Source organism: Caulobacter sp. GW821-FHT05F04 (assembly GCF_059419665.1).
The window spans coordinates 286,402-310,968 of record NZ_JBWKSF010000004.1 but is presented as its reverse complement, the minus strand read 5'-3'; the positions used below and the strand labels follow the sequence as shown (position 1 = coordinate 310,968).

21 protein-coding genes are annotated in these 24,567 nt (G+C 68.9%); 11 read left to right on the top strand and 10 right to left on the bottom strand.

Annotated elements, in window-relative coordinates; all coding sequences use genetic code 11:
• The first annotated feature begins 103 nt into the window (after positions 1 to 103).
• The 10 genes from AC07R7_RS13010 to AC07R7_RS12965 all read left to right on the top strand — a co-directional run bounded on the left by AC07R7_RS13010 (position 104) and on the right by AC07R7_RS12965 (position 13,037).
• Positions 104 to 1,519, top strand: a complete 1,416-nt coding sequence (locus tag AC07R7_RS13010; protein ID WP_494635427.1) for a sensor histidine kinase — start codon at positions 104 to 106, stop codon at positions 1,517 to 1,519.
• 280 nt (positions 1,520 to 1,799) lie between these two features.
• Positions 1,800 to 3,233, top strand: a complete 1,434-nt coding sequence (pstC, locus tag AC07R7_RS13005) for a phosphate ABC transporter permease subunit PstC (RefSeq protein ID WP_492887144.1) — start codon at positions 1,800 to 1,802, stop codon at positions 3,231 to 3,233.
• Positions 3,226 to 4,524 carry a phosphate ABC transporter permease PstA gene (pstA, locus tag AC07R7_RS13000; RefSeq protein WP_492887143.1) on the top strand — a complete coding sequence of 433 codons (1,299 nt, stop codon included), beginning with the start codon at positions 3,226 to 3,228 and terminating at the stop codon, positions 4,522 to 4,524. Before pstC ends, pstA begins: the two co-directional genes overlap by 8 nt.
• A 58-nt stretch (positions 4,525 to 4,582) precedes the next feature.
• Positions 4,583 to 5,425, top strand: coding sequence for a phosphate ABC transporter ATP-binding protein PstB (gene pstB / locus AC07R7_RS12995; protein ID WP_492887227.1), 843 nt, complete (start codon positions 4,583 to 4,585; stop codon positions 5,423 to 5,425).
• Positions 5,426 to 5,448: 23 nt separating this feature from the next.
• Positions 5,449 to 6,141, top strand: a complete 693-nt coding sequence (gene phoU / locus AC07R7_RS12990) for a phosphate signaling complex protein PhoU (protein ID WP_492887142.1) — start codon at positions 5,449 to 5,451, stop codon at positions 6,139 to 6,141.
• A gap of 18 nt (positions 6,142 to 6,159) precedes the next feature.
• Complete coding sequence (gene phoB, locus AC07R7_RS12985) at positions 6,160 to 6,852, top strand: phosphate regulon transcriptional regulator PhoB (protein WP_492836421.1); 693 nt, start codon at positions 6,160 to 6,162, stop codon at positions 6,850 to 6,852.
• A gap of 495 nt (positions 6,853 to 7,347) precedes the next feature.
• Entirely contained in the window at positions 7,348 to 9,249 is a 1,902-nt protein-coding gene (locus AC07R7_RS12980) for a HAMP domain-containing methyl-accepting chemotaxis protein (protein ID WP_494635426.1), read from the top strand.
• 61 nt (positions 9,250 to 9,310) lie between these two features.
• Positions 9,311 to 10,594, top strand: coding sequence for a phosphoribosylamine--glycine ligase (gene purD, locus AC07R7_RS12975; protein WP_494635425.1), 1,284 nt, complete (start codon positions 9,311 to 9,313; stop codon positions 10,592 to 10,594).
• Positions 10,595 to 10,661: 67 nt separating this feature from the next.
• Positions 10,662 to 11,744, top strand: coding sequence for a phosphotransferase family protein (locus AC07R7_RS12970; protein ID WP_494635424.1), 1,083 nt, complete (start codon positions 10,662 to 10,664; stop codon positions 11,742 to 11,744).
• A gap of 6 nt (positions 11,745 to 11,750) precedes the next feature.
• Positions 11,751 to 13,037 carry a metal-dependent hydrolase family protein gene (locus AC07R7_RS12965; RefSeq protein ID WP_494635423.1) on the top strand — a complete coding sequence of 429 codons (1,287 nt, stop codon included), beginning with the start codon at positions 11,751 to 11,753 and terminating at the stop codon, positions 13,035 to 13,037.
• Position 13,038: 1 nt separating this feature from the next.
• Here AC07R7_RS12965 and lpxK read toward each other — a convergent pair whose 3' ends face one another.
• The 5 genes from lpxK to AC07R7_RS12940 are packed head-to-tail and all read right to left on the bottom strand — an operon-like array spanning position 13,039 to position 18,857.
• Positions 13,039 to 14,046: a tetraacyldisaccharide 4'-kinase gene (lpxK, locus tag AC07R7_RS12960; RefSeq protein ID WP_494635422.1), complete on the bottom strand. Its 1,008-nt coding sequence runs from the start codon at positions 14,044 to 14,046 to the stop codon at positions 13,039 to 13,041.
• Complete coding sequence (locus AC07R7_RS12955; RefSeq protein ID WP_494635421.1) at positions 14,043 to 15,302, bottom strand: 3-deoxy-D-manno-octulosonic acid transferase; 1,260 nt, start codon at positions 15,300 to 15,302, stop codon at positions 14,043 to 14,045. Before AC07R7_RS12955 ends, lpxK begins: the two co-directional genes overlap by 4 nt.
• Positions 15,303 to 15,311: 9 nt before the next feature.
• Entirely contained in the window at positions 15,312 to 16,307 is a 996-nt protein-coding gene (locus tag AC07R7_RS12950) for a cation diffusion facilitator family transporter (RefSeq protein WP_494635420.1), read from the bottom strand.
• A gap of 31 nt (positions 16,308 to 16,338) precedes the next feature.
• Complete coding sequence (locus tag AC07R7_RS12945) at positions 16,339 to 17,040, bottom strand: lysophospholipid acyltransferase family protein (RefSeq protein WP_492887134.1); 702 nt, start codon at positions 17,038 to 17,040, stop codon at positions 16,339 to 16,341.
• Positions 17,037 to 18,857: an ABC transporter ATP-binding protein gene (locus AC07R7_RS12940; RefSeq protein WP_494635419.1), complete on the bottom strand. Its 1,821-nt coding sequence runs from the start codon at positions 18,855 to 18,857 to the stop codon at positions 17,037 to 17,039. Before AC07R7_RS12940 ends, AC07R7_RS12945 begins: the two co-directional genes overlap by 4 nt.
• A 144-nt stretch (positions 18,858 to 19,001) precedes the next feature.
• Here AC07R7_RS12940 and AC07R7_RS12935 point away from each other — a divergent pair, with 144 nt between their 5' ends.
• Entirely contained in the window at positions 19,002 to 19,667 is a 666-nt protein-coding gene (locus tag AC07R7_RS12935; protein ID WP_494635418.1) for a fused DSP-PTPase phosphatase/NAD kinase-like protein, read from the top strand.
• A gap of 122 nt (positions 19,668 to 19,789) precedes the next feature.
• On the opposite strand, the gene AC07R7_RS12930 is transcribed toward AC07R7_RS12935, so the two are convergent.
• From AC07R7_RS12930 to AC07R7_RS12910, 5 genes are all read right to left on the bottom strand, one after another.
• The gene (locus AC07R7_RS12930; protein ID WP_492836443.1) at positions 19,790 to 20,023 is read right to left on the bottom strand and encodes a DUF4170 domain-containing protein; all 234 of its coding nucleotides are present in this window, start codon (positions 20,021 to 20,023) and stop codon (positions 19,790 to 19,792) included.
• Positions 20,024 to 20,043: 20 nt separating this feature from the next.
• Positions 20,044 to 20,823 carry a 3'(2'),5'-bisphosphate nucleotidase CysQ gene (locus tag AC07R7_RS12925; protein ID WP_494635417.1) on the bottom strand — a complete coding sequence of 260 codons (780 nt, stop codon included), beginning with the start codon at positions 20,821 to 20,823 and terminating at the stop codon, positions 20,044 to 20,046.
• Entirely contained in the window at positions 20,820 to 22,151 is a 1,332-nt protein-coding gene (locus AC07R7_RS12920) for a TldD/PmbA family protein (RefSeq protein ID WP_492887130.1), read from the bottom strand. The genes AC07R7_RS12925 and AC07R7_RS12920 overlap by 4 nt, the downstream gene beginning before the upstream one ends.
• Before the next feature lie 57 nt (positions 22,152 to 22,208).
• Complete coding sequence (locus tag AC07R7_RS12915) at positions 22,209 to 22,610, bottom strand: MAPEG family protein (protein WP_494635416.1); 402 nt, start codon at positions 22,608 to 22,610, stop codon at positions 22,209 to 22,211.
• A 181-nt stretch (positions 22,611 to 22,791) separates the two neighbouring features.
• Complete coding sequence (locus AC07R7_RS12910; RefSeq protein WP_494635415.1) at positions 22,792 to 24,567, bottom strand: M14 family metallopeptidase; 1,776 nt, start codon at positions 24,565 to 24,567, stop codon at positions 22,792 to 22,794.

The window sequence follows — 24,567 nt, the reverse complement described above, 5'->3', positions numbered from 1 at the left end:
GCTCGCGACACGTACTAAGGCGCCAACCGTCTATCGCATGGCATGGCGGGGCGCCATATCTGGATCGACGAATCGCCTCTCGCTTGAATCGAAGAGCCTTCCCATGCCGCTGGCGCAGACGCCCCCGGACGGACAAGACAGCGCCGCGACGAGCGCGTTCTGGCCCTTGATGATCGGGCCCGGCGCCATTCTGGGCCTGGCCGTCACGGGACTGGCCCAACCGGCCCCGGCCCTGCTGGCGGCCGCGGTCGCCGGAGCGGCCGGCGTCTTCCTGTCGCGGCGCTCGAGTCGCGGACGGGCCCGCCCGATCATGGGCGCGGCGCTGGCGCCGGCCGCCGCCGTCGAGGAGACGCCGCCGTTCGTGGCCATTCTCGACCGGCTGCCCGACCCCCTGATGGTCATCGCCGCCGAGGAGGCCGACGACCTGACCGGTCGCCGCTTCCTGTTCGCCAACGCCGCCGCGCGCGAGTTGTTCAAGATCCAGCACCAGGGCGGGCTGCTGATCACCGCCGTGCGCAATCCGCGCGTGCTGGAGGCCGTGGATGAGGCGCTGTTCGGCGGCGTCGAGGGCGTGGCCGAGTTCGAGACCGGCGGAACGCAAGGTCGGGCCTGGCTGGCCCACACCCGGCCGTTGCGCGAGACCAACGGCCGCTCGCGCCTGGCCCTGCTGGCCCTGCGCGACGAGACCGACGCCCGCCGCAGCGAACGCACCCGCGCCGATTTCCTGGCCAACGCCAGCCACGAACTGCGCACGCCGCTGGCCTCGCTGTCGGGCTTCATCGAGACCCTGCGGGGCCACGCCAAGGACGATCCGGGCGCCCGCGACAAGTTCCTGGGGATCATGCTGGCCCAGGCCGAGCGCATGTCGCGCCTGATCGACGACCTGATGAGCCTGTCGCGGATCGAGCTGAACGAGCACATCGCCCCACTGGGCCGGGTGGACCTGGCCATGGCGGCGGTCGACGTGATCGACGCCCTGGCTCCGCAGGCCCGCGACAAGCAGGTCGCCTTCGATCCCGTCCTGCCGCCGCGCGGCGGCGCGGTGGTCGACGGCGATCGCGACCAGATCATCCAGGTGATCCAGAACCTGATCGACAACGCCATCAAATACACGCCCAAGGGCGGGACGGTGCGGGTCGAGATCTTCCCCGGCCTGTCCGCCGAGGCCGCCGCCGCCGCCCGTGACCCGGCCGCCGCGCGGATGTCGCTGCTGACCCCGGACCACGACACGACCGAGCGCTACGCCGTGCTGCGCGTCACCGACCGGGGGCCCGGCCTGGCGCGCGAGCACCTGCCGCGCCTGACCGAGCGCTTCTACAGGGTCGAGGGCCAGAAGAGCGGCGACCGCTCGGGCACCGGTCTGGGCCTGGCGATCGTCAAGCACATCATGAACCGCCATCGCGGCGGGCTGACGGTCGAGAGCGTCCAGGGCGAGGGCGCCACGTTCGGGGTCTACCTGCCGATGGCCAAGGCCGGGGCCGAGATCGCGCCGCCTCCGCCCGTGACCACCGAGGCCTGACCCCCAGCCGGGCGCCGCAGTCTTCGGATCCGCCAGGTGACCGGTTTATAAAGGGGAACCTGAGGCCTTCGCCCCGGCTGGCCAACCGCCGCGACAGGTCGCGCGGGGCTGCTCGTCGATCCTCCGGCCGAAGAAACGCGCGCGGCGAACCGGGCGCTGTCGTCAAACTGTCACATATCCGTCGCATAAGCTCAGCGCCTGCCCGGCATAGATCGGGGCGGGGGAAGGCGCGCGATCGTGCGGGGCCTTCGACACACTTCGCGCAAGATTAGCCTCACGCATGCTGACCTGGCTCTCGCTCATCGTCCTGACGCTGTTTTCCGGCCTGGCTTTCGCCGCCGGACGTCGTCGCGCCGTGGCCGCCGCGGGAGGCCGCGCCCGCGTCCTCCACTCCCTGCCGGACTACTACGGGACCTACGCGGCCCTGTGGGCCGGCGTTCCCGCCGCGTTGCTGCTGCTGCTGGGGACCGCCTTCGGCGGCCGCGTCGAGGACGCGATGCTGAAGACCACGCGCCCGGCCGCCGTCTCGGCCCTGGATCCGGACCGTCAGAACGTCTTCTTCAGCGACGCCCACGCGATCGCCGCCAAGCAGGCCCCGTCGGAAGTCGCCTACGAAGGCGAGCTGAAGGTGGCGCTGGACGCCAAGGTCGCCGAAGCCAAGCGCATCGGGACGCTCCTGAACGTCGGCATGCTGGCTGGCGCCGGCGTGCTGGCCCTGGCGGGTTTCCTGCTGGCCTTCCCGCGCATCAACCCCGATTTCCGGGCCCGCAACCGGGTCGAGGGCTGGACCAGCATCCTGCTGATCGGCTGCTCGGTCGCGGCCGTCCTGACCACCCTGGGCATCGTCCTCTCGCTGGTCTGGGAAAGCTGGCGCTTCTTCCAAAGCGTCAATCCGCTGTCGTTCCTGTTCGGCACCGAGTGGAGCCCACAGATCGCCATGCGCGCCGACCAGGTCGCCTCGGCGGGCGCCTTCGGGGCCGTGCCGCTGTTCGCCGGCACCTTCCTGATCATGTTCATCGCCATGCTGGTGGCGGCTCCGGTCGGCCTCTATTCGGCGATCTACCTCTCGGAATACGCCAGCCGCACCGTGCGCGGCGTGGTCAAGCCGCTGCTGGAGATACTGGCGGGCGTCCCGACCGTGGTCTACGGCTTCTTCGCCGCCCTGACGGTGGGCCCGCTGTTCCGCGCCGGCTTCAACGCCATCGGCGCGGCCCTGCCGCCCGGCCCGCTCGCCACCTACCTGATGGAAGTCCAGAACCAGATGGCCCTGGTGGCCGGGGTGGTGATGGGGATCATGCTGATCCCGTTCGTCTCCTCGCTGTCGGACGACATCATCAACGCCGTGCCGCAGTCGCTGCGCGACGGCAGCTACGCGATGGGCGCCACCAAGTCGGAGACGGTCAAGAAGGTCGTCCTGCCGGCCGCCCTGCCGGGCATCATGGCCGCCATGCTGCTGGCCGTGTCCCGCGCCGTCGGCGAGACCATGATCGTGACCATGGCCGCCGGCCTGCAGGCCAAGATGACGGTCAACCCGCTCGACACCGTGACCACGGTCACCGTCCAGATCGTCACCCTGCTGACCGGCGACCAGGAATTCGACAGCCCCAAGACGCTGTCGGCCTTCGGCCTGGGCCTCACCCTGTTCGTGGTGACGCTCTGCCTGAACATCGTCGCCCTGCGCATCGTCCAGAAGTACCGGGAACAATATGACTGACGCGACCCTCGGCGCGGCCGCCCCGCGCTCCGCCGCCTCGACAGCCATGCAAGCCCGGCTGAAGAAGCGCCACGCCGCCGAACGCACCTTCAAGGCCCAGGGTCTGGCCGCGATCATCGTCGCGCTGATCTTCTTGGTGGTGCTGGTCGGCCGCATCGTGGCCCAGGGCTACACGACCTTCGAGACCCATACGCTCAGCGTGCCGGTCTACCTGAACCCGGATCGTATCGACCGCTCGGACCTCTCGGGCGTCAACTACGACTACATCGTCGCCGAGGCGATGATGAAGAAGCTGGGCGTGCAGGACGACGACCTGGGCACCACGTCGAGCAAGGTCCAGGATCTGCTGTCGCGCGACTTCGGCTTCCAGCTGCTGAACAAGCTGAAGGCCGACCAGTCGCTGATCGGCAAGACGGTCACCGTCACCGGCCCGTTGAAGGCCGACGCCGACCTCTATTTCAAGGGCGAGATCAAGCGCTCGACCGCCGAGGGCGACCGTAAGCTCGACAACCAGCAGCTGGACTGGCTGGACAAGCTCGAGAAGGACGGCTCGGTGAAGTCGGGCTTCAACTTCGCCTTCTTCACCCATTCCGACTCGACCGAGCCCGAGCAGGCCGGCGTGCTGGGCGCGGTGGTCGGCTCGGCCATGATGCTGATCATCACCGCTCTGATCGCCGTGCCGGTCGGCGTGATGGCGGCCACCTATCTGGAAGAGTTCGCCCCGAAGAACCGCTGGACGGACATCATCGAGGTCAACATCAACAACCTCGCGGCCGTGCCGTCGATCGTCTACGGCCTGCTGGGCCTGGCGCTGTTCATCAACTGGCTGCACGTGCCGCGCAGTTCGCCCTTGGTCGGCGGTCTCGTGCTGGCCCTGATGGCTCTGCCCACCGTGATCATCGCCACCCGCTCGGCGCTGAAGGCCGTGCCGCCCTCGATCCGCGAAGCCGCCCTCGGCGTCGGCGCGTCGAAGACCCAGACGGTCTTCCACCACGTGCTGCCGCTGGCCATGCCCGGCGTGATGACCGGCGCCATCCTGTCGCTGGCTCACGCCCTGGGCGAGACGGCCCCGCTGCTGATGATCGGCATGGTCTCGTTCGTGCCCGGCGTGCCGGAAGGCTTCACCGGCGCGGCCACCGTGCTGCCGGTCCAGGTGTTCATCTGGGAGAACGCTTCCGAGCGGGCCTTCCATGAACGCACGGCCGCCGCCATCATCGTCCTGCTCGTCTTCATGATCGTCATGAACGCCGCGGCCGTCATCCTGCGCCGCCGCTTCGAACGCCGCTGGTAGGTTTCACATGACCCTGATCCTGAACCCCAACGCTTCGCCCCTTCTCCGCGGACACGCCATGACCGTCCAAAGCCCCGACGACAACGCCCACACGCCGGTGATCCACACCACCGTCCCGCACGCCCAGGCCGCCGCCTCGGTCGGCGAGGCCAAGATCAAGGCGCGCGACGTCAAGGTCTTCTACGGCGAGAAGCAGGCGCTGTTCGACGTCAACATCGACATTCCGGCCAAGTCGGTCACCGCCTTCATCGGCCCGTCGGGCTGCGGCAAGTCGACCTTCCTGCGCTGCATCAACCGCATGAACGACACCATCCCCTCGGCCCGCGTCGAAGGCGTGATCGAGATCGACGGTTCGGACGTCAACGCCAAGAGCGTCGACCCCGTGGTCCTGCGCTCGCGCGTCGGCATGGTGTTCCAGAAGCCGAACCCGTTCCCGAAGACGATCTTCGAGAACGTCGCCTACGGCCCGAAGATCCATGGCCTGGCCACCGGCAAGGCCGAGCTGGAGGCGATCGTCGAGAGCAGCCTGAAGAAGGCCGGCCTGTGGAACGAGGTCGCCGACCGTCTGCACCAGCCGGGCACGGGTTTGTCGGGCGGCCAGCAGCAGCGCCTGGTGATCGCCCGCGCCATCGCCGTGTCGCCCGAGGTGATCCTGATGGACGAGCCCTGCTCGGCGCTCGATCCGATCGCCACCGCCAAGATCGAGGAGCTGATCGACGAGCTGCGCAGCCAGTTCTGCATCGTCATCGTCACCCACTCGATGGCCCAGGCCGCCCGCGTCTCGCAACGCACGGCCTTCTTCCACCTCGGCAAGCTGGTGGAGAGCGGTCCGACCGAGGAGATGTTCACCAATCCTCGCGACAGCCGCACCCAGGACTACATCACCGGCCGCTTCGGCTAACCAGGCGCGCGGGAGCGACACAGATGACTGAACATACCGTCAAGTCGTACGGCGAAGAGCTGGCCCACCTCACGGCCGAGGTCACCCGCATGGGCGGCCTGGTCGAGGCCCAGGTGGCCGACTGCATCGCCGCCATCGCCCGTCGCGACGGGCCTCTGGCCCAGGCCGTGGTCGCTGGCGACGAGCGCCTGGACATCCTCCAGGCCGAGATCGAGCGCAAGGCCTTCAAGCTGATCGCCCTGCGCCAGCCGATGGCCGTGGACCTGCGCCACGCCGTCGCGGCCCTGAAGATCTCGATGAGCCTCGAGCGCTGCGGCGACATGGCCAAGAACATCGGCAAGCGCGCGCTGATCCTGACCGAGGCCGACCCGATGACCGCCCTGACCCGCTCGATCGAGCGCATGGGCCGCCTGGTGCAGAGCCGCCTGAAGGACGTTCTGGACGCCTATACGAGCTCGGACCTGCAGCGCGCCATCGGCGTGTGGAGCCGCGACGAGGAAGTCGACGAGCACTACAACTCGATCTTCCGTGAACTGCTCACCTACATGATGGGCGACCCGCGCACGATCAACGCCTGCGCCCACCTGCTGTTCGTGGCCAAGAACCTCGAGCGCATCGGTGACCACGCCACCAACATCGCCGAAATCATCCACTTCGAGCTGACGGGCGACGAGCTGATCTCGCAGCGCCCGAAGCTGGATGTGCTGTCGCAATAACCCTAGAGGCGGCCTGAAGTGACTCCGTATGTTCTGGTGGTCGAGGACGAAGACGCCCTGGCCACGCTCCTGCACTACAACCTCGACAAGGAAGGCTATCGCGTCGGCGTGGCCGGAGATGGCGAGGAAGCCCTGATCATGGCCAACGAGCGGGCCCCGGACCTGGTCATCCTCGACTGGATGCTGCCCAAGGTCTCGGGCATCGAGGTCTGCCGCCGCCTGCGGGGCCGGTCGGAGACCCGCAACGTGCCGATCATCATGCTGACGGCGCGCGGCGAGGAGAGCGACCGCATCCGCGGCCTCGACACCGGCGCTGACGACTACGTGGTCAAGCCGTTCTCGATGGTCGAGCTGACCGCCCGTGTCCGCGCGGTGCTGCGCCGGATCCGTCCGGGTCTGGCCGATGACCGCATCACGGTCGGCGACATCGTCATCGACCGGGTCGCCCACCGCGTGAAGCGAAGCGGCAAGGAGATCCATCTCGGCCCGACCGAGTTCCGCCTGCTGGACTATCTGATGCAGCACCCGGGCCGGGTGTTCAGCCGCGAACAGCTGCTGGACGCCGTCTGGGGCTCGGATGTCTATGTCGAGGCCCGCACGGTCGACGTCCATATCGGCCGCCTTCGCAAGGCGCTGAACGGCACGTCGGACGGCGACCCGATCCGCACGGTCCGTTCGGCGGGTTACTCCCTGGACCTGGACGCCGCCTGACGGTCCATTGGCGGCCGTCGCCTGAGATCGAGAGACCAAGAGACCGCGCGCCATATCCTGGCGCGCGGTTTTTTGTTTTGGCTGGGCCGCGCCCGACGCGGCGCCGCGGCGGGCAGCCTGGCGTGTTTTCGCAACGAAGCCGCGACTTCACTTGAAGGTGGTGAGGCAGAATGTCGCTGCCCCTGGGTTGTTGGATTCATGGCCCGTTAACCGCGCGCGACTGAACTTCGAGAAGTAATTATCGCGTGCTTTGGGTCTATCCGGGACGATGCGAAAGTTTGTCGTCGATAGGCCGTGAGTAAGACTGCCTAGGCATAGAAAATTATCGAAGAACATGTTCGGAATTTAGTGGCCGAGTTGTTGAATTTTTTGCGCCTAAAAATTGGACATGAATATCATGGGGATTGTCTTCATGTCGCTACGAAGAAGAATAGAGATTCCTTCCGCCGCTTTTCCATTTCCTCAGCCAAGGCCCGAAGCTGGCCGGAGTCTTCCATGCGTATGACGATCAAGCTCAAACTTGCCCTGACCATCGGGGCGCTCATTCTGATGATGGCGGGCGCGACGCTGTTCGGCGTGAGCGAACTGGGGGTGTTGAACGCGGGCCAGAAGGCGATGGTCGAAGGGCCGGTCGAGCAGCTGCGGCGGAGCCAGTCAGTGAGTATCGCGCTATTGCAACTCGTCCGCGCCCAGAAGAACATGGCCCTCGCGAGCGACGCCGAGGAACTGCGCGGCCAGAACGCCAAGGCCGACGCCCACAGGGAAGCCGTCCGGACTCTTCTGGAGGCGGGGCTTGGCCACGCCAGCGCCGAGGGCAAGCCCAAGTGGGAGACGCTGGCGCGTGACTGGGCGCAGTTCGCCGAGAGCGACGAGTCCCTGCGTGGCGAGATCCTGGCTGGACATCGCGACCTCGCCATCGAGCAGATGCACACTACCCAGCGCAAGATCACCAATAGCATCACCCAGACCGTTGATGAGTTGGTCAAGACGCAGGAGGCGCGTCTTGCCGCGGCGCAAGTCGCTGCCGACACCGCCTACGCGACATCGCGCAACACCTTGATCGCGGTGGTTCTCGCATCGATCCTGCTGGGCGTGATCGCCGCCGTGTGGATCGCCCGCACCATCGCGCACGGCTTTGGGAAGATCGATAGCCTGGCCAAGGCGGTCGCCCTCGGCGACCTCGACCAGAACGTGACGGTCAAGACCAATGACGAGATCAGGGACCTCGTCGAAACCATCAACCAGATGACCTCGAATCTGCGCGCCACGGCCGCGCTGGCCGACCAGGTGGCGTCGGGCGACCTGTCGGCCGATGTCAGGCCGCTGTCGGATCGGGATGTGCTAGGTCATTCCCTGCGCGGCATGGTCGTCAATCTGCGCCAAAGCGCGGGCATCGCCGACAAGGTCGCCGACGGCGATCTCACCGTCCAGGTCAAGCCGCTGTCGGACAAGGACGTCATGGGCCTGGCGCTGGAACGGATGATCGAGCGCCTGCGCGGGGTGGTCGGCGACGCGATCACGGCCTCGGAGAACGTCTCGGCCGGCAGCCAGGAGCTTTCGGCGACCTCTGAGCAGATGAGCCAGGGCGCCACCGAGCAGGCTTCCGCCGCCGAACAGGCCTCGGCCTCGATGGAAGAGATGTCGGCCAACATCAAGCAGAACGCCGACAACGCCACCCAGACCGAGAAGATCGCCCGCCAGTCGGCGATCGACGCGGAGACTTCGGGCGCCGCCGTCAGCAAGGCCGTCGACGCGATGCAGACGATCGCCGAGAAGATCACCATCGTGCAGGAGATCGCCCGCCAGACCGACCTGCTGGCCTTGAACGCGGCGGTGGAAGCCGCCCGCGCCGGCGAACACGGCCGTGGCTTCGCGGTCGTGGCTTCGGAAGTGCGCAAGCTGGCCGAACGCAGCCAGACGGCGGCCTCCGAGATCAGCGCCGTGTCGTCCGACACCGTCAAGGCCGCCCAGTCGGCCGGCGAGATGCTGACCAGCCTGGTGCCGAACATCCGCAAGACGGCCGAACTGGTCGCCGAGATCAGCGCCGCCTGCCGCGAGCAGGACATCGGCTCCTCGCAGATCAACGAGGCCATTCAGCAACTGGACAAGGTCACCCAGCAGAACGCCAGCGCCTCGGAAGAGATGTCGGCCACCTCGGAAGAGCTCGCCGCTCAGGCCGATGAACTGCAGGCCTCGATCGCCTACTTCCGCACGGGCGACGAAGAGCGCGGACGCCGGACGCCGGTCCGCGCCGCCGTCAAGCGTCCGGCCGCGCCGGCCCGCAAGGCCCCGGCCCGCGCGGTCGCGACCCAGCAGGCCCGCGTCGCCGGCTTCGCCCTGGATCTGACCCAGGGCGGACCGGACGAGGCCGACGCCGATTTCCGCGACTATGCCTGAGCGCGAGGCGCGCGCCGTTCGGCCTTGACCCGCCGGGCCGCGCGCGCCACACCCCGCGCTCATGGAAAAGCTGACCATCCTCCTCGTCGGGTCCGGCGGGCGCGAGCACGCCCTGGCCTGGAAGATCGCCCAGTCGCCGCTGTGCGGCCGCCTCGTCGCCGCCCCAGGCAACCCCGGCGTCGAAGCCGTCGCTGAACTTCGGAACGTCAAGGCGACCGACGCCGACGCCCTCGTCGCCCTGGCTCGCGAGATCGGCGCGGACCTCGTGGTGGTCGGCCCGGAATCGGCGCTGGAGGTTGGCCTGGCCGACAAGCTCGCCGGGGTCGGCATCCCCTGCTTCGGCGCCAGCCAGCGCGCGGCCCAGCTGGAGACCTCCAAGGCCTTCACCAAGGACTTCTGCCAACGCCATGGCCTGCCGACGGCGGCCTATGGCGTGTTCGAGGACGCGGCCTCGGCCGGCGCCTTCCTCGACACTCTGGAAGCGCCGTTCGTGATCAAGGCCGACGGCCTGGCGGCCGGCAAGGGCGTTGTCATCGCCGCGACGAGGGATCAGGCCGACGCCGCCGTGCTCGACATGCTGGGCGGCCGCTTCGGCTCGGCCGGCGCGCGGGTGGTGATCGAGGAATTCATGCACGGCGAGGAGGCCTCGCTGTTCGCGATCTGCGATGGCGAGACTTCGGTCTTCTTCGGCGCGGCCCAGGACCACAAGCGCGCCTATGACGGCGACGAGGGCCCCAACACCGGCGGCATGGGCACCTATTCCCCGCCGCCCGTCCTGACCGACGCCCTGATCGACCAGGCCTGGCGCGAGCTGATCGTCCCGACCGTCGAGGGCATGGCCGCCGAGGGCAACCCTTACGTCGGCGTGCTCTATGCCGGTCTGATGCTGACGCCCACGGGGCCGAAGCTCGTGGAATACAACGCCCGCTTCGGCGATCCGGAGTGCCAGACCCTGATGCTGCGCCTGGACAGCGACATCGTCCCGATCCTGCTGGCCGCGGCCAAGGGCGAGCTGGCTAGCGCCGAGCCGCCAAAATGGCGTGACGAGGCGGCGATCTGCGTGGTGCTGGCCGCCGAGGGTTATCCCGACGCCCCCAAGACCGGCGGCCTGATCCAGGGCGCCGAGGGGGACTTCGGCGGCGAGGCCGTGGTCTTCCACGCCGGCACGACCCGCGACGCCGAGGGGAACCTGCGCGCTTCGGGCGGTCGGGTGCTGAACGTCTGCGCCCTGGGCGCGACCCTGAGCGAGGCCCGCGACGTGGCCTATGCGGCGTTGGGGACGATCTCGCTGGAAGGCGGCTTCTATCGCAGCGACATCGGCTGGCGAGCGCTGAAGACACACTAGTGGTGGGTTGCGTCGACGGCATGGCGCTCTAAACTCCCCGTTCAAACAAGCGTTGGGGAGAACCGCCATGGCCGAAGCCGCCGAACAGTCCGCCCAGGACCTGAACTCGGGCACCAAGCCGGTCGACCCGCGCCACGCGATCGACGAGGCCAAGCTGGCGGCCTGGCTGGAGGCCAATGTCGAGGGCTATGCCGGTCCTCTGGAGGTCCGCCAGTTCAAGGGCGGCCAGTCGAACCCGACCTACCAGCTGGTCACGCCGGGCAAGAAATACGTCCTGCGCCGCAAGCCGCCGGGCAAGCTGCTGCCCAGCGCCCATGCCGTCGACCGCGAGTACAAGGTGATCTCGGGCCTGAACAAGGCCAACTTCCCGGTCGCCAAGGCCTATGCCCTGTGCATGGACGAGGACGTCATCGGCACGATCTTCTACGTGATGGAGAACGTCGAGGGCAGGATCCTGTGGGACGGGACCCTGCCGGACTACCAACCCGCCGAGCGGCGGGCGATCTACGAGGCGCAGATCGACACCCTGGCGGCCCTGCACAATGTCGACTACGAGGCCGTGGGTCTGGCCGACTACGGCAAGCCCGGCAACTATTTCGCCCGCCAGATCGACCGCTGGACCAAGCAGTACCGGGCCAGCGAGACGACCAAGATCGACGAGATGGATCAGCTGATCGACTGGCTGCCCAAGAGCTGCCCGATCGACGACAAGACCTCGATCGTCCACGGCGACTACCGCCTCGACAACATGATCCTGCATCCCACCGAGCCGCGCGTCATCGCCGTGCTGGACTGGGAGCTGTCGACCCTGGGCAACCCCCTGGCCGATTTCAGCTATTTCCTGATGAACTGGGTGATGCCGTCCGACCAGCGCGGCGGCCTTTCCGGCGTCGAGGACCTGACGGCCTACGGCATCCCGACCATTCCCGAGGCGGTCGAGCGCTACTGCAAGGCCACCGGCCGCGACGGCCTGCCCGAGCTGGACTGGTATTTCAGCTACAACCTCTTCAGACTGGCCGGCATCTGCCAGGGCATCGTCGGCCGCGTCCGTGACGGCACCGCCGCCAGCGCCCATGCGCAGCTGATGGAGGCGCGCGTGCCGATCCTGGCCAAGGGGGCCTGGTCGTTCGCGCAGAAGGCGGGGGCCTAGCGACCGATGAAGAAACTGCTGACGGGCGTCTGCGCCCTGGCTCTGGCCGGGGTGCTCTCCGGCGTCGCGTATGCCGAGACCGTGTTCGTCCAGGCCGGCAAGCTGCTGGCTGATCCGGCCACCGGCAAGGTCGAGACGGCCAAGACCCTGGTGCTGGAGAACGGCAAGGTCACCAAGATCGTCGACGGCTATGTCGCCGAGCCCGGCGGCAAGGTCGTCGACCTGAAGGACAGCTTCGTCCTGCCGGGTCTGATCGACAGCCACGTCCACCTGACCCACGAGCAGAGCCCCAATTCGCGCCTCAACGCGGTGACGCGCGGCCCGGCCGACGAGGCCATGGTCGGGGCCGGCTTCGCCCGCAAGACCCTGATGGCCGGCTTCACCACGGTCGCGGACCTCGGGGCCGACAACAAGGCGATCTTCGCCCTGCGCGACGGCATCAAGCGCGGCGACGTGGCCGGTCCCCGGATCATCGCCGCCGGCTCGGCCGTGTCGATCCACGGCGGCCACGCCGACGTCAACGGCTATAGCGAGGAGGTCATGCACGTGCTGCGGCCGACCTCGGTGTGCTCGGGCGCCGACGACTGCCGTCGCGCCACGCGCGAGCAGGTCTGGCTGGGCGCCGACATCATCAAGATCACCGCCACCGGCGGCGTCCTGTCCAACACCGCCGCGGGCCTTTCCCAGCAGTTCTCCGACGACGAGCTGAAGGCCATCGTCGACGCCGCCCACCGCATGGGCCGCAAGGTCACCGCCCACGCCCATGGCCTCGACGGGATCAACAGCTTCCTGCGGGCCGGCGGCGACTCGATCGAGCACGGCACCTATCTCGACAATGACAGCATCGCCCTGTTCAAGAAGAACGGCGCCTATCTGATCCCCACCCTGATGGCTGGCGACTTCGTCTACCGGATCGCCTCGAGCCCGAACAACTTCCTCACGCCCAACCAGACGGCCAAGGCCCTGGAGGCCGGTCCGAAGATGCTGGCCATGGCCCGCCGCGCCCACGATGGCGGGGTCAAGATCGCGTTCGGCACCGACACCGGCGTCAGCGCCCACGGCGACAACGCCGGCGAGTTCGCCCTGCTGGTCAAGGCGGGCCTGACCCCGCTGGAAGCCATCCAGACGGCGACGGTCAACGCGGCCGACCACTTCTCGCTGAGCAGCGAAATCGGCAGTCTGGCCCCCGGCAAGGCGGCGGACCTGATCGCGGTGAAGGGCGACCCCCTGAGCGACGTGACGGTGCTGCGGGACGTGACGTCGGTGATCAAGGGCGGGGTGGTCTACAAGTAGGCTAGAGCCCCGCCTTCGCCAGCAGGTCCTCTAACGCCGCCTCGTCGTCGAAGCGGGCGCGGACCGGCCACGGCGTGACCTTCTCGCGCCACTTGGCCGGCAGGCGGACCCAGTCCTTCTCGGTGGTCACCAGGCCCGCGCCATAGGCCTGAGCGCGGCTCTCCAGCATCTTCAGCGTCGCCTCGTCGTACTCGCCGTGGTCGGGGAACGGCGCGAAGTCGACCAACTGGCAGCCGGCGGCGGTCAGGGCCTTCTCGACCTTCCAGGGCTTGCCGATGCCGGCGAAGCCGACCTGCGGGCCCTTGGGCACGGGGGCGGCGGCCTCCAGGCGGGCGACCAGCACCGGCATGTCGCCGAACTGGACCAGCAGGTCGAAGTCGGGCTGGGCGACATCGAGCGGCAGCAGCACGATCACCGCGTCGGCGCGCGACAGGCCCACCTTCAGCGGCTCGCGCATGGGCCCGGCGGGGAAGACGCGGCCGTCGCCGAACGGCCACTCGCCGCCGCGCGTCTCGCCGTCGACGACGACCAGGGACAGGGCCTTCTTGACGGTCGGGTTCTGGTGGCCGTCGTCCATGACGATGGCCTGGGCCCCGCAGCGCACCGCCGCCTTGGCGCCGGCGACGCGGTCGACCGACACCCACATCGGAAAGTCCTGGGCCAGCATCAGCGGCTCGTCGCCGACGTCCTTGGCGGTGTGGCGCGCCGTATCGACGCGGGTCGGGCCCTTGGACTTGCCGCCATAGCCGCGCGACAGGCCGTGGGCCGCGACGCCCCGGCGGGTCAGGATCAGCAGCAGCTCGCGGACGATCGGCGTCTTGCCCGCCCCGCCCATGGTGACATTGCCGACGCAGATCACCGGCGCGCCGACGATGGCGGGCGTCGTGCGGGCTATCCTGCGCCGCGTGGCGTCGGCCCAGAGCCACGACAGCGGGGTCAGCAGGGCGCGGGTCAGCGGGGCGGGGCCGCCGCTCTTCACATACCACCAGCGGGGCGTGCCGAGTTTCATGAGGCTATCTTGGGGACCAGCTCGAGGATGCGGGAAAGGCCGGCGCGGGCCTCGGCGTCGCGGGCGTCGACGAAGGCGCGGGCGCGGGCGGCGCGGGCCTGGGCGGCGATAGGATCGGCGAGATCGGCGGCGATCGCGTCGCCCAGGCCTTCCGGCGAGGTCATGACCACGCCGCGGGCCGCGTCCAGGCCCGCGAAGGCCGAGGTCCAGTTGTCGACAAACGGGCCGCTGATGGCCGGGCAGCCCAGCCGCGCGGCCTCCAGCGGGTTGTGGCCGCCGATGTCGGGGACCAGGCTGCCGGCGATGACCGAGGTTCCGGCCAGGCGGAACCACAGGCCCATCTCGCCCAGGGTGTCGGCGACGAGGATGTCGGCGGTGCCGCTGGGATGACCGCGCAGGCTGGCGGTGAGGCCCCGGGCCTTGGCCAACGCGACGATCGCCTGACCACGCTCGACATGGCGTGGGGCCAGGACGACGGGCGGCCTGTCGGGCAAAGCGGCGATGGCGTCCAGCGCGATCTCATCCTCGCCCGGATGGGTGCTGGCGATCAGCAGGGGCGGACGCGGGAAGCGCGCGCGTTCGGCGACCAGGGTGGCCTCATCCGCCGGCAGCGGCGCGGCGCCGAATTTCAGGTCGGCCTCGCCGGTCACCTTGCCGCCCAGGGTCTCGAAGCGTTCGTGGGCGCGCGCGTCCTGGGCCAGGATCAGGTCGAAGTTCGACAGCAACAGGCGGGCCGCGTCGGGACGCCTTTGCCAGCTGGCGAAGCTGCGGTCGGACAGCTTGGCCGAGACCAAAGCGAGGCGCGTCCCGGCGGCCTTGGCCTCCAGCAGCAGGTTCGGCCACAGCTCGCTCTCGACGAAGATCGCGAGGCTGGGCTTCCAGCGGGCGATGAACCGCCGCGCCGCGCTGGGGGCGTCGATCGGGACGTACTGATGGATCGCGCCGGGCGGCAGGCGCCTGGCCAGCAGGGCCGCCGAGGTGGTGGTGCCCGAGGTGACCAGCACCGCGACGTCCGGACGCTCGGCGCGCAGGCGTTCGACGAGCGGCAGGATCGACAGGCTCTCGCCGACGCTGGCGCCGTGCAGCCAGACCAGCGGGCCGTCGGGACGCGGGGTCGGGGCCTTGGCAAGGCGCTCGGTGATCCGCGCCGGATCTTCCTTGCCCTTGCGCGCCCGACTGGCCAGCAGCGAGGGCGCGAGCGGTTCGAGAAGGCCCGTGGCGGCTCGGTAGAGCGCCAGGGCGGACGGCCGGATCACACCACGCCCCTAAACGACATCGGCGGGCGCCAGGGCGCAGGCGTGGGCGCCGGCGCTGGACTCGACCTGGATGGTCACGTGGCCGATCTTGAACTGGCTGGCGAGTTCCGCGCACGCATCGTGCAGGAACTGGTCGTGGTCGCCGTCCAGCGGACGGACAACATGAGCCGTGAGAGCCGTCTCGGTCGTGCTCATCGCCCAGATGTGTAGGTCGTGAACCTCGCTGACGCCGGGGCGCGAGGCCAGCCAGGCGCGGACCTTGCCGGTGTCGATCCCGCGCGGCGCGGCGTCCAGGGCCATGTCCAGCGAGTCGCGCAGCAGGCCCCAGGTGCCCAGCACGATTACCGCGACGATGGCCAGGCTGACCACGGGGTCCAGCCACAGCCAGCCGGTCAGGCCCATGGCGAAGGCCGCGACCACCACCCCGGCCGAGACGCCCGCGTCGGCGGCCATATGCAGGAAGGCCCCCCGGACGTTCAGGTCTTCCTTGCTCCCCTTCATGAACATCAGGGCCGTGGCGGTGTTGATGACGATGCCGATGGCGGCGACGATCATCACCGGGCCGGTCTGGATCGGCTCGGGCGTGGCGAAGCGGCGGATGGCCTCCCAGGCGATCGCGCCGACAGCCAGCAGCAGCAGGGCGGCGTTGCCCAGCGAGGCCAGGATGGTGCCCTTGCGCAGGCCGTAGGTGCGGCGGGCGCTGGGCGCGCGCTTGGCCAGCACCGCCGCGCCCCAGGCCAGCAGCAGGCCCAGCACGTCCGACAGGTTGTGGCCGGCGTCGGCCAGCAGAGCCAGCGAATGGGTGATCAGGCCGGCGCCGGCCTCGACCAGCACGAAGCCCAGATTCAGCGCCGTGCCGATCGCGAAGGCGCGGCCGAAATCCTTCGGCGCGTGGCTGTGCCCATGATGCCCATGGTCGTGCCCATGGCCGTGAGCGTGCGCATGATCGTGGTGATCATGATCATGACCGTGGTCGTGGGTGTGTCCGGAGTGATCGTGCGGCATGGGTCCTACATCCCACCAAGGACGAGCCGGATCAATCTTGCACCAAATGTTCGGCGCGGCGGGTGACGGCCGACAGGCGCGCGGCCCAGCTTTCGACCAACTGGTCGACATCGTCGGCGCGCCCGGCGCTGGTCGGGCCGTCCCAGACCATGGCGGCCTTGGCGAAGGGCAGGGGAATCACGGTCTGGTCCCACGAGCCCAGGCGGAGGCAGGGCTTCGCGGCCAGACCCACGAAGATCACCGGCGCGCCGGTGATGCGGGCCAGGGAGGGCGTGCCCTTCTCCATGTGCTCGGCCGGGCCGCGCGGGCCGTCGGGGGTGATGGCGATCCCGCCGCCGCCCCGGACCCACTGGACCATGTCGCGGAAGGCCTGCTCGCCGTTCTTGTTCTTGGCCAAGTCGGTCTTCTTGGCCGACGAGCCACGAATGGCCGGGAAGCCCAGTTTCTCGACCGTGCGGGCGATGAACTCGCCGTCGTTGGAGCGCGAGATCAGGGCGCGCATGTCCTGGCGCTGGGCGGGCGCCTGCGGCCAGCTGAGCGGCGACATCGGGATGCGCGAGTGCCAGAAGCACAGGATCGCGCCGACGCCGGTCTCGCGGCCTTGCGCCCAGACCGCCTCGGCCTGCTCGCGGCCCTCCTCGGTCATCCGCAAGGTGGCGTAGACCAGCTTGGAATAGCCGGCGAACAGCGAGGACAGGAGCCAGATCACGAACGGCGAACGCAGAGGTCTCAAGCGTCCTTCTCCAAGGCGGGGGCCTCCGAAGCGTGGTCGAGGTCCTGAGCCTTGGCGAGGCGCGCGTAGAGACCGCCGGCGCGGACCAGCTCGGCGTGGGTCCCGGTCTCGACGACACGCCCCTTCTCGATGACGTAGAGGCGGTCGGCGTTCTTCACGGTCGACAGGCGGTGGGCGATCAGGATCGTGGTGCGGCCGGCCATCAGCCGCTCCAGCGCCGCCTGGACCTGGGCCTCGCTCTCGGTGTCGAGCGCGCTGGTGGCCTCGTCCAGCAGCAGGATCGGGGCGTCCTTGAGGAAGGCGCGGGCGATGGCGATGCGCTGGCGCTGACCGCCCGACAGCCGCGCCCCGGCCTCGCCGACGACGGTGTCGTAGCCCTCGGGCAGCTCCAGGATGAAGTCGTGAGCGGCGGCCTGGCGCGCGGCGGCCTCGATCTCCAGCTGGCTGGCGCCGGGACGGGCATAGGCGATGTTGGCGCGGATGCTGTCATCGAACAGGAACGGCTCCTGGGTGACCAGGGCGATGCGGTCGCGCAAGGAGGCCAGGGTCACCGACCGGACGTCGTGGCCGTCGATGGTCACCGCGCCCGCCGTCACGTCGTAGAAGCGCGGGATCAGGTTGAGGATCGAGCTCTTGCCGCCGCCCGAGGGGCCGACCAGGGCCACGGTCTCGCCCTTCCGCGCGGTGATCGAGACGTCCGACAGGGCCGGGGCGTCCTCGCCATAGGCGAAGCTGACGTGGTCGAAGGCGATGGCGCTGTCGCCGGCCGGCAGGGCCCGGGCGTCGGCGGGGTCGACGATGGCCGGGGCGACGTCGAGGGCGGCGAACAGGCGGCGGCCGGCGGTCAGGCCCTCGGCGAACACGGTCTGCAGGTTGGCCACCTGGCGCAGCGACTGGGCGGCCATCAAGAGGCTGGTCATGAAGGCGAAGAAGACGCCGGCCGTCAGCGGCGCCAGGGCGAAAGGGCCGAGGGTCAATGCGCCGGTCGTCGCGCGCCAGCCGGCATAGGCGAAGACCACGGCCACGATGAAGGTGGTGAAGGTCTCGGTGGCCGGGGCGGCCATGGCGCGGGCGTTGCTGCCCTTCATCAGGTGGCGCTGGCGACGCGCGACCACGGCGGCGACCCGCGCCTCCTCATAGGCCTCGCGGTTCTCCATCTTGACGATCTTGACCCCGTCCAGGCTCTCCATGATCGCGGTCGAGAGGTTGGAGGTCTCGCCCATGGCGCCCTTGGCGGCCTTGGTGGTGCGCTTCGAGAAGCTCCGGATGATCAGGCTGGCCAGCGGCGCGACGACCAGCACGCCGGCGGCCAGGATCGGCTCGAGGCTGAACATCGCCAGCAGCGCGCCGATCACGGTCAGGGCTTCGCGGACATAGTTGACCACGCCGGTGGTCGCCGCCTCGCGGATCAGGCCGGCGTCGTACAGCACCGAGGCCACGTACGAGCCGGAGTGGGCGCCGCGCAGGCGCTGCAGGTCCGAGCGCACCAGGCGGCCGAACAGGCGCACCTGCATGTCGCCGACCACGCCGTTGCCGATGCGGTTGATGACATTGGCCTGGATGACCTGGAACACGCCGCGCGCCAGGGCCAGGCCGGCGATGGTCAGCGGAATGGTCCAGATCGCGCCGGCGCGCGGATGGGTGATCAGCTGGTCGATGGCCGGCTCGATGATCTTGGCCAGCTTGACCGACAGGGCCGCCACGATCGCGGCGCTGACGGCCGAAACCGCCAGGCCCTTCCAGCGGGGTTTCAGGAACTCGCGCCACATCCGGCCCATCAGGGCGCGGTTCGAGGGCTGAGCATCCGGTGAGGTCATGGCGGAGGGGTCGGATTTGTGGGCGGAGCTGTCAAGGACGTGGCGGACGCACTGCCCACGAAAAGCGACGCCATGAGGGCGGCTTTTGCCTTTCGGGGCCGATACCCTTACCTAGGCTCGGAATTTCCGAAGGATCGCGCCGCCTTGGCCAAGTTCGACCTCGCCACGCCCTGGGGCCGGTTCAAGACCTATCTCCACTATCTGTGGAACGATCACGCCTATCTGCGGCTGGGCTTTTCGAACGCCCACTGGATCAGCCCCGAGCTGGTCCGCGCCAACCAGCCGTGGCCGTTCCAGCTGGCCTGGTGGAAGAAGCAGGGCATCAAGACGATCGTCAACCTGCGCGGCGGCTTCGACGGCAGCTTCTACGCCCTGGAGAAGGACGCCTGCGAGCGCCTGGGCCTGAACTTCGTCGACTTCACCATCACCTCGCGCGAGGTTCCCATCCGCGAGCGGGTGCGCGGGGCCAAGGAACTGTTCGAGACGATCGAATATCCGGCCCTGATGCACTGCAAGTCGGGCGCGGACCGGGCGGGGATCATGAGCGTGTTCTACGCCCACTATCGCCTGGGCCTGCCGATCCGCGAGGCGATGAAGCAGCTGGGGCCACGCTACCTGCACATCAAGCACGGCAACACCGGCGTGCTGGACTATGTGTTCGAGCAGTATCTCGAGCGGGGCGAACCCAAGGGGCTGTCGTTCAGCGCGTGGGTCGAGAGCGACGACTACGATCCCGTCGCGATGAAGAAGACCTTCCGGGCCGGGATGCTGGGGAAGGTGCTGACGGACAGGATCTTGCGGCGGGAGTAGATGCTCCCCCTCTGGGGGAGCTGTCGCGGAGCGACTGAGGGGGCTTAACCGGCCTCTGCCGCGCTGCCCCCTCCGGCCCTGCGGGCCACCTCCCCCAGAGGGGGGGGTGGAGACGCGAGGCCTTAGCCCTCGCTCGGATCCAGCAGCTTGTGGGCGTGGATGATGAAATAGCGGGCGTGGGCGTTGTCCACGGTCGCCTGGGCCTTGGCTTTCCAGGCCTTGTGGGCGTCTTCGTAGCTGGGATAGGCGCCGACGAACTCGACCTTGGACAGGTCGCGGAATTCGACACCAGCCACGTCCGAGAGTTCGCCACCAATGACGATATGAAGAAGCTGCTTATCGGGCATCTGGAGCAAGTTCCTGCGAGGAATTGGTTTTATGGCAGCTCGATATGCCCGACGCGCGACAGGATCAATGGCGCAAGCGTCCGATTGGCGCAAACCAGGCTCGGAACTAGCGGAACGGGGCGATTATAGGCGAAATCCCGGCCCTTGTGGTCGCTGAGCCACGCGCCGGCGCGGCGGCAGATCAGGTCGGCGGCGGCGACGTCCCATTCGCTCTTGGGCGACAGGGCGATGGCCGCGTCGAAGGTCCCGGCGGCGACCAGGCACATGCGGTAGGCGATCGAATTGCGGCTCTCGATGCGCATGTCCGGCCAGGGCTCGCGCCAGGCCGGGTGGGCGAACATCTTGGCGTCGCCGAGCATGGCCGAGCCTTCCAGGCGCTGGGTGACGCTGGGTTCGATGATCACGCCGTTCAGGGTCGCCGGACCGTCGACCGTGGCGGCGTAGGTTTCATTCAGGGCCGGGGCGTGGACGACGCCGGCCACGGGCTGGCCATTCTCGACCACGGCGATCGACACCGCGAACCACGGCTTGCCTTTCATGAAAGCGGCGGTGCCGTCGATCGGGTCGACGACGAACTGGCGGGTGGTGGTCAGGCGGGCCGGATCGTCGACCGTCTCCTCCGACAGCCAGCCGTAGCCCGGGCGTTCGGCGCCGAGCCCGGTCTTCAGCAGGGTGTCGACGGCGAGGTCCGCGTCGGTGACCGGCGAGCCGCCCTCCTTGGACCAGATCTTCAGACCGCCCTCGCGCGCTGAGAGCGCCAGCTCGCCGGCCTCCCTGGCGGCTCGGAGGATCAGGTCCAGGTCGTTCATTTGCCCGCGATCGCCAGCGCGTCGACCAGGATCGACGGACTGTTGCTGGCGCCGCGGAACTGCAGATCCGAGCCAGGTACGAGGCGGGCGTAGATGTCGATCAAGTTGCCGGCCACGGTGATCTCGGTGACTGGGCCGGTGCTCTCGCCGTTCTCGAACCAGACGCCCGAGCAGCCCACCGACCAATCGCCGGTATTGCCGTTCAGCGAGGGCCCGAACATCGAGGTCACCAGCAGGCCGGTTCCGGCGTCCTTCATCAGGCCCTCCAGATCCCGCGCGCCCGGCTGGAGCGTCAGATTGTGGGTCGAGACGCTGGAGGGACCCGCGAGGCCGCGCGAGGCGTGGCCGGTGGTGACGAGGCCCAGCTGCTTGGCCGAGCTGGTGTTGAGCAGCCAGGTGGTCAGCACGCCGTCGTCGATCAGGGCGCGGGCCTGCGTGGCCACGCCCTCGTCGTCGAACGGGGCCGAGCCCAGGCCGCGCGCGCGGTGCGGGTCTTCCAGCAGGTTGACGCCCCGGGCGAAGATCCGCTGGCCCAGCTTGTCCTTCAGGAACGAGGCGCCCCGCGCGACCGAGGGGCCGGAGATCGCGCCCAGCAGCGGGCCGATCAGGCTCATCGCCAGCCGGTTTTCGAAGATCACCGGCGCGACCGTCGAGGCGATCTTGCGCGGGTTGAGGCGCGCCACGGCCTGGCGGCCCGCCTCCATGCCGATGTCGCCGGCGGCCGGCAGGTCGCCGAAGTGACGGGCCGAGCGGCCCTCGCCGCCGCGTTCCATGCCCGCGCCCTCGCCGGCGATGGCCGAGGCCGAGATGGAGTGTCCGGTGGCCGCATGGGTCCCGTGGAAGCCGGCGGTGGTCACCAGCGCCCATTTCGACGACGACCATGTGGCCGAGCCGCCGTCGGAATTGGTCACGCCCTTGACCTCGCGGGCGTGCGCCTCGGCGATACGGGCCTGGGTCTCCAGGGTCTCGGCGGTGGGCTCGTAGGGGTCGATCAGGTCCAGCTCGGGGAACGGACCCTTGGCCAGGCGATCGTGCTGCGCCAGGCTGGCATAGGGATCTTCCGGGGCCAGGCGGGCCATGGCGACGGCGCGCTCGATCAGCTTGGCGCGCGCCTCGGCCGAGATGTCGGAGCCGGAGACGGTGGCGCTGCGGCTACCGATGAAGACGCGCAGGCCAAGGTCGCGGGCCTCTTCGCGCTCGACCTCTTCCAGCTCGCCCAGGCGGACCGAGACGGAGAGCGACTGGCGCTCGGCGAAGACGGCTTCGGCGGCGTCCGCCCCGGCCTTGCGCGCGGCGGCGACCACGTCATGCAGCAGATTATCGTCCATGCGGTCTTATGGACTTTATCGCCTCCCCGGTGCAACGGGGGAGGCGGGTTCGGTCCGCTACCCGATCGCCGACAGCAGCAGGGCCACGCCCGCGAAGATGTAGGCCAGCCAGGTCGCCACCATGCCGACAGAGCGCCCGATCGAGGCGCCGCCGTTGGTGGACAGGCCGAAGGCGTGGATCGTGCGGCCGGCGAACAGGATGAAGCCGACCACATGGATGGCCAGCGGCGAGGCGCCGGCCACGGCCAGCACGGCCAGGGCCGCGACGCCGGTCGGCACGTATTCAGTGGCGTTGCCGAAGGCGCGGATGGCGCGGGCCAGCTCCGGGATGCCCTCGTCGCCCAGGGCCACCTTGTGCTTCTGGCGCAGGCGCACGACCAGCAGCGACAGGATCAGCAGCAGGAAAAGGTGCAGGCCGGCCCACAACGCGGCGGCGTGGCCCGAAGCAATCGTATCCATCGGTATTCAAGCCCTAGTGACGAATCCGCCGCCAGAGCGTCATCGCCGAAAGTGGTCCCGGTTTCGGCGGTTATGACGCTCTTTGACATAAACCGAGCCTGTTTATCCGCGCCTTCGCGCGGACAGGCTCGGCGAAGGCGCCATATGAGGCCTTCCGCCCATGGTCGGCAAGTCGACCCGCCTATCGCGCGACTTCGCGGGCGATCGGGTACAGCAGGTAGTGGTCATCATAGAAGGGCGTGCGCTCGTAGAACCAGGCCAGGCGCGCGTCCGGATCGGCGGCGAACTTTGGCTCGGCGGCCAGCTTGGCCTCGAACTCGGCCTTCAGCGCGGGATCGGCGGCCAGCATCTTCTCGGCCAGCGGCGCGATGGCGTAGGACTCGATGTACTCGACCCGGCTCAGCACCTCCGGGACCATGCCCCAGGCGAAGAAGCTCTCGCTGGACCGCGGTTCCAGCAGCAGCACGACCAGATCGCCCAGCGGCTGGTCGGTGGGGACGCGGACCGAGCCCTTGGGGAACGTCCAGTCGCGGGTCTGGGTGGTGATCTTGTCGACGCTGATCTGGACGTGACCCTCGTTGGCGCGGTCGGCCAGCTTGGGATCGACCAGGCGGATCATCTCGACGTTCACGACCTTGTCGGTCGGCAGCGTCTCCAGCGTCACGCCGTGCAGCCTCAGCCGCTCGATGAGGTCGGCGCGGTAGCTAGGCACGTAGTAGGCGACCGGACGCTTCAGGCTCAGCGTCGAGTGCGAGCCGTAGAAGGGCGTTTGCCAGATCTCGGGATCGGCTTCGCCCAGCCAGCGGATTTCCTTCCGGCCCGAGGCGGGGCTGTCATAGGTCTCGTACTTGATGCCCTTGAAGTGACGCGTGTAGCTGGGCTTGTCGTCGGAGACGAAGTTGGCCTGGATCTCGGCTGGCCGCAGGGCGCTGTCGGCGGCGATGGCGGCGCGCAGATCGGAGCCCTTCTCCGCGAGCAGCTTCAGGGCCGTTTCGATGAAGACATAGGTTCCCAGTACGCGCTGGGCGTGGGGCTTGAGGCTGTGGTTCTCGATCAGGATGGTCGGGACGTGGGCCGCCGCGCCCCAGCCGTTGGAGAAGCGCTCACCCAGGCCCCCGTCGTTGAAGCCGGCCTTGGGATCCTGGTCGTCGACGCCGAACACCAGCTCGCCCGGGATGTGGCCCTCGGCCTCCAGGCTAGCGTTCATGACCGGCTTGAGCACGTCGTCCAGCCACTGGGCGATGGCCGGCGAGCGGTTCCAGACGCCGTTCTCGCCGTTGAAGCCGTAGGTGACGTCGTACTGGTAGTCCAGGCCGTCGGTCACGTGGACGTCGACATAGAGATCGGCCCGATACTTGGCCTGCAGACGCTTCAGCGCCTGCATCTCCGGCTGGTCCAGCTTCATGAAGTCGCGGTTGAGGTTCTGGTTGGTCGCGGTGTTGCGCCAGCCCTGGATGCGCGGCCCGCGCTGGTTGGGGCGCGAATAGGCGCTGGCCCGCTCATGGCCGTCGACCGACAGGATCGGGATCAGGACCAGATTGACCTTGTCCAGAAGCGCGTCCTTGCCGTGGAACGCCATGTCCCGCAGCAGCATCATGCCGGCGTCCTTGCCGTCGATCTCGCCGGGGTGGATGCCGCACTGGACCAGCAGCAGCGGCTTCTTCGGATCCAGCGTCTCGCCGTCCTTGCTGGCGATCACCGCGAAGATCGCGCGGCCCTGCGGCGAGACGCCGAAATCCTCGACCCGGATCAGCTGGCTGGCCTTGTCCAGGCGATCGAACCAGGCGCGGGTGTCGGCGTAGTTGGGCGAGAAGTCATGCTCGGCGTCGGCCTCGAACGCCGTCACCCAAGGATCGGCCTTGTCGCGGATCAGCGCCTGGCTGGCGCCCTGCCAATGCGGGGCCGGCGGCAGGAAGGGTTGATCCCAAGGGGCTTTGGCGGGCGGCGTTTGAGACAT

Excerpts from the sequence above, each read along its gene's own strand:
- pstC (WP_492887144.1), top strand. The coding sequence starts at position 1,800 with ATGCTGACCTGGCTCTCGCTCATCGTCCTGACGCTGTTTTCCGGCCTG.
- pstB (WP_492887227.1), top strand. The coding sequence starts at position 4,583 with ATGACCGTCCAAAGCCCCGACGACAACGCCCACACGCCGGTGATCCAC.
- AC07R7_RS12915 (WP_494635416.1), bottom strand. The coding sequence starts at position 22,610 with ATGGATACGATTGCTTCGGGCCACGCCGCCGCGTTGTGGGCCGGCCTG.
- AC07R7_RS13010 (WP_494635427.1), top strand. The coding sequence starts at position 104 with ATGCCGCTGGCGCAGACGCCCCCGGACGGACAAGACAGCGCCGCGACG.
- pstA (WP_492887143.1), top strand. The coding sequence starts at position 3,226 with ATGACTGACGCGACCCTCGGCGCGGCCGCCCCGCGCTCCGCCGCCTCG.
- AC07R7_RS12925 (WP_494635417.1), bottom strand. The coding sequence starts at position 20,823 with ATGAACGACCTGGACCTGATCCTCCGAGCCGCCAGGGAGGCCGGCGAG.
- AC07R7_RS12940 (WP_494635419.1), bottom strand. The coding sequence starts at position 18,857 with ATGACCTCACCGGATGCTCAGCCCTCGAACCGCGCCCTGATGGGCCGG.
- lpxK (WP_494635422.1), bottom strand. The coding sequence starts at position 14,046 with ATGAAACTCGGCACGCCCCGCTGGTGGTATGTGAAGAGCGGCGGCCCC.
- AC07R7_RS12950 (WP_494635420.1), bottom strand. The coding sequence starts at position 16,307 with ATGCCGCACGATCACTCCGGACACACCCACGACCACGGTCATGATCAT.
- AC07R7_RS12965 (WP_494635423.1), top strand. The coding sequence starts at position 11,751 with ATGAAGAAACTGCTGACGGGCGTCTGCGCCCTGGCTCTGGCCGGGGTG.
- phoU (WP_492887142.1), top strand. The coding sequence starts at position 5,449 with ATGACTGAACATACCGTCAAGTCGTACGGCGAAGAGCTGGCCCACCTC.
- purD (WP_494635425.1), top strand. The coding sequence starts at position 9,311 with ATGGAAAAGCTGACCATCCTCCTCGTCGGGTCCGGCGGGCGCGAGCAC.
- AC07R7_RS12980 (WP_494635426.1), top strand. The coding sequence starts at position 7,348 with ATGCGTATGACGATCAAGCTCAAACTTGCCCTGACCATCGGGGCGCTC.
- AC07R7_RS12910 (WP_494635415.1), bottom strand. The coding sequence starts at position 24,567 with ATGTCTCAAACGCCGCCCGCCAAAGCCCCTTGGGATCAACCCTTCCTG.
- AC07R7_RS12920 (WP_492887130.1), bottom strand. The coding sequence starts at position 22,151 with ATGGACGATAATCTGCTGCATGACGTGGTCGCCGCCGCGCGCAAGGCC.
- AC07R7_RS12970 (WP_494635424.1), top strand. The coding sequence starts at position 10,662 with ATGGCCGAAGCCGCCGAACAGTCCGCCCAGGACCTGAACTCGGGCACC.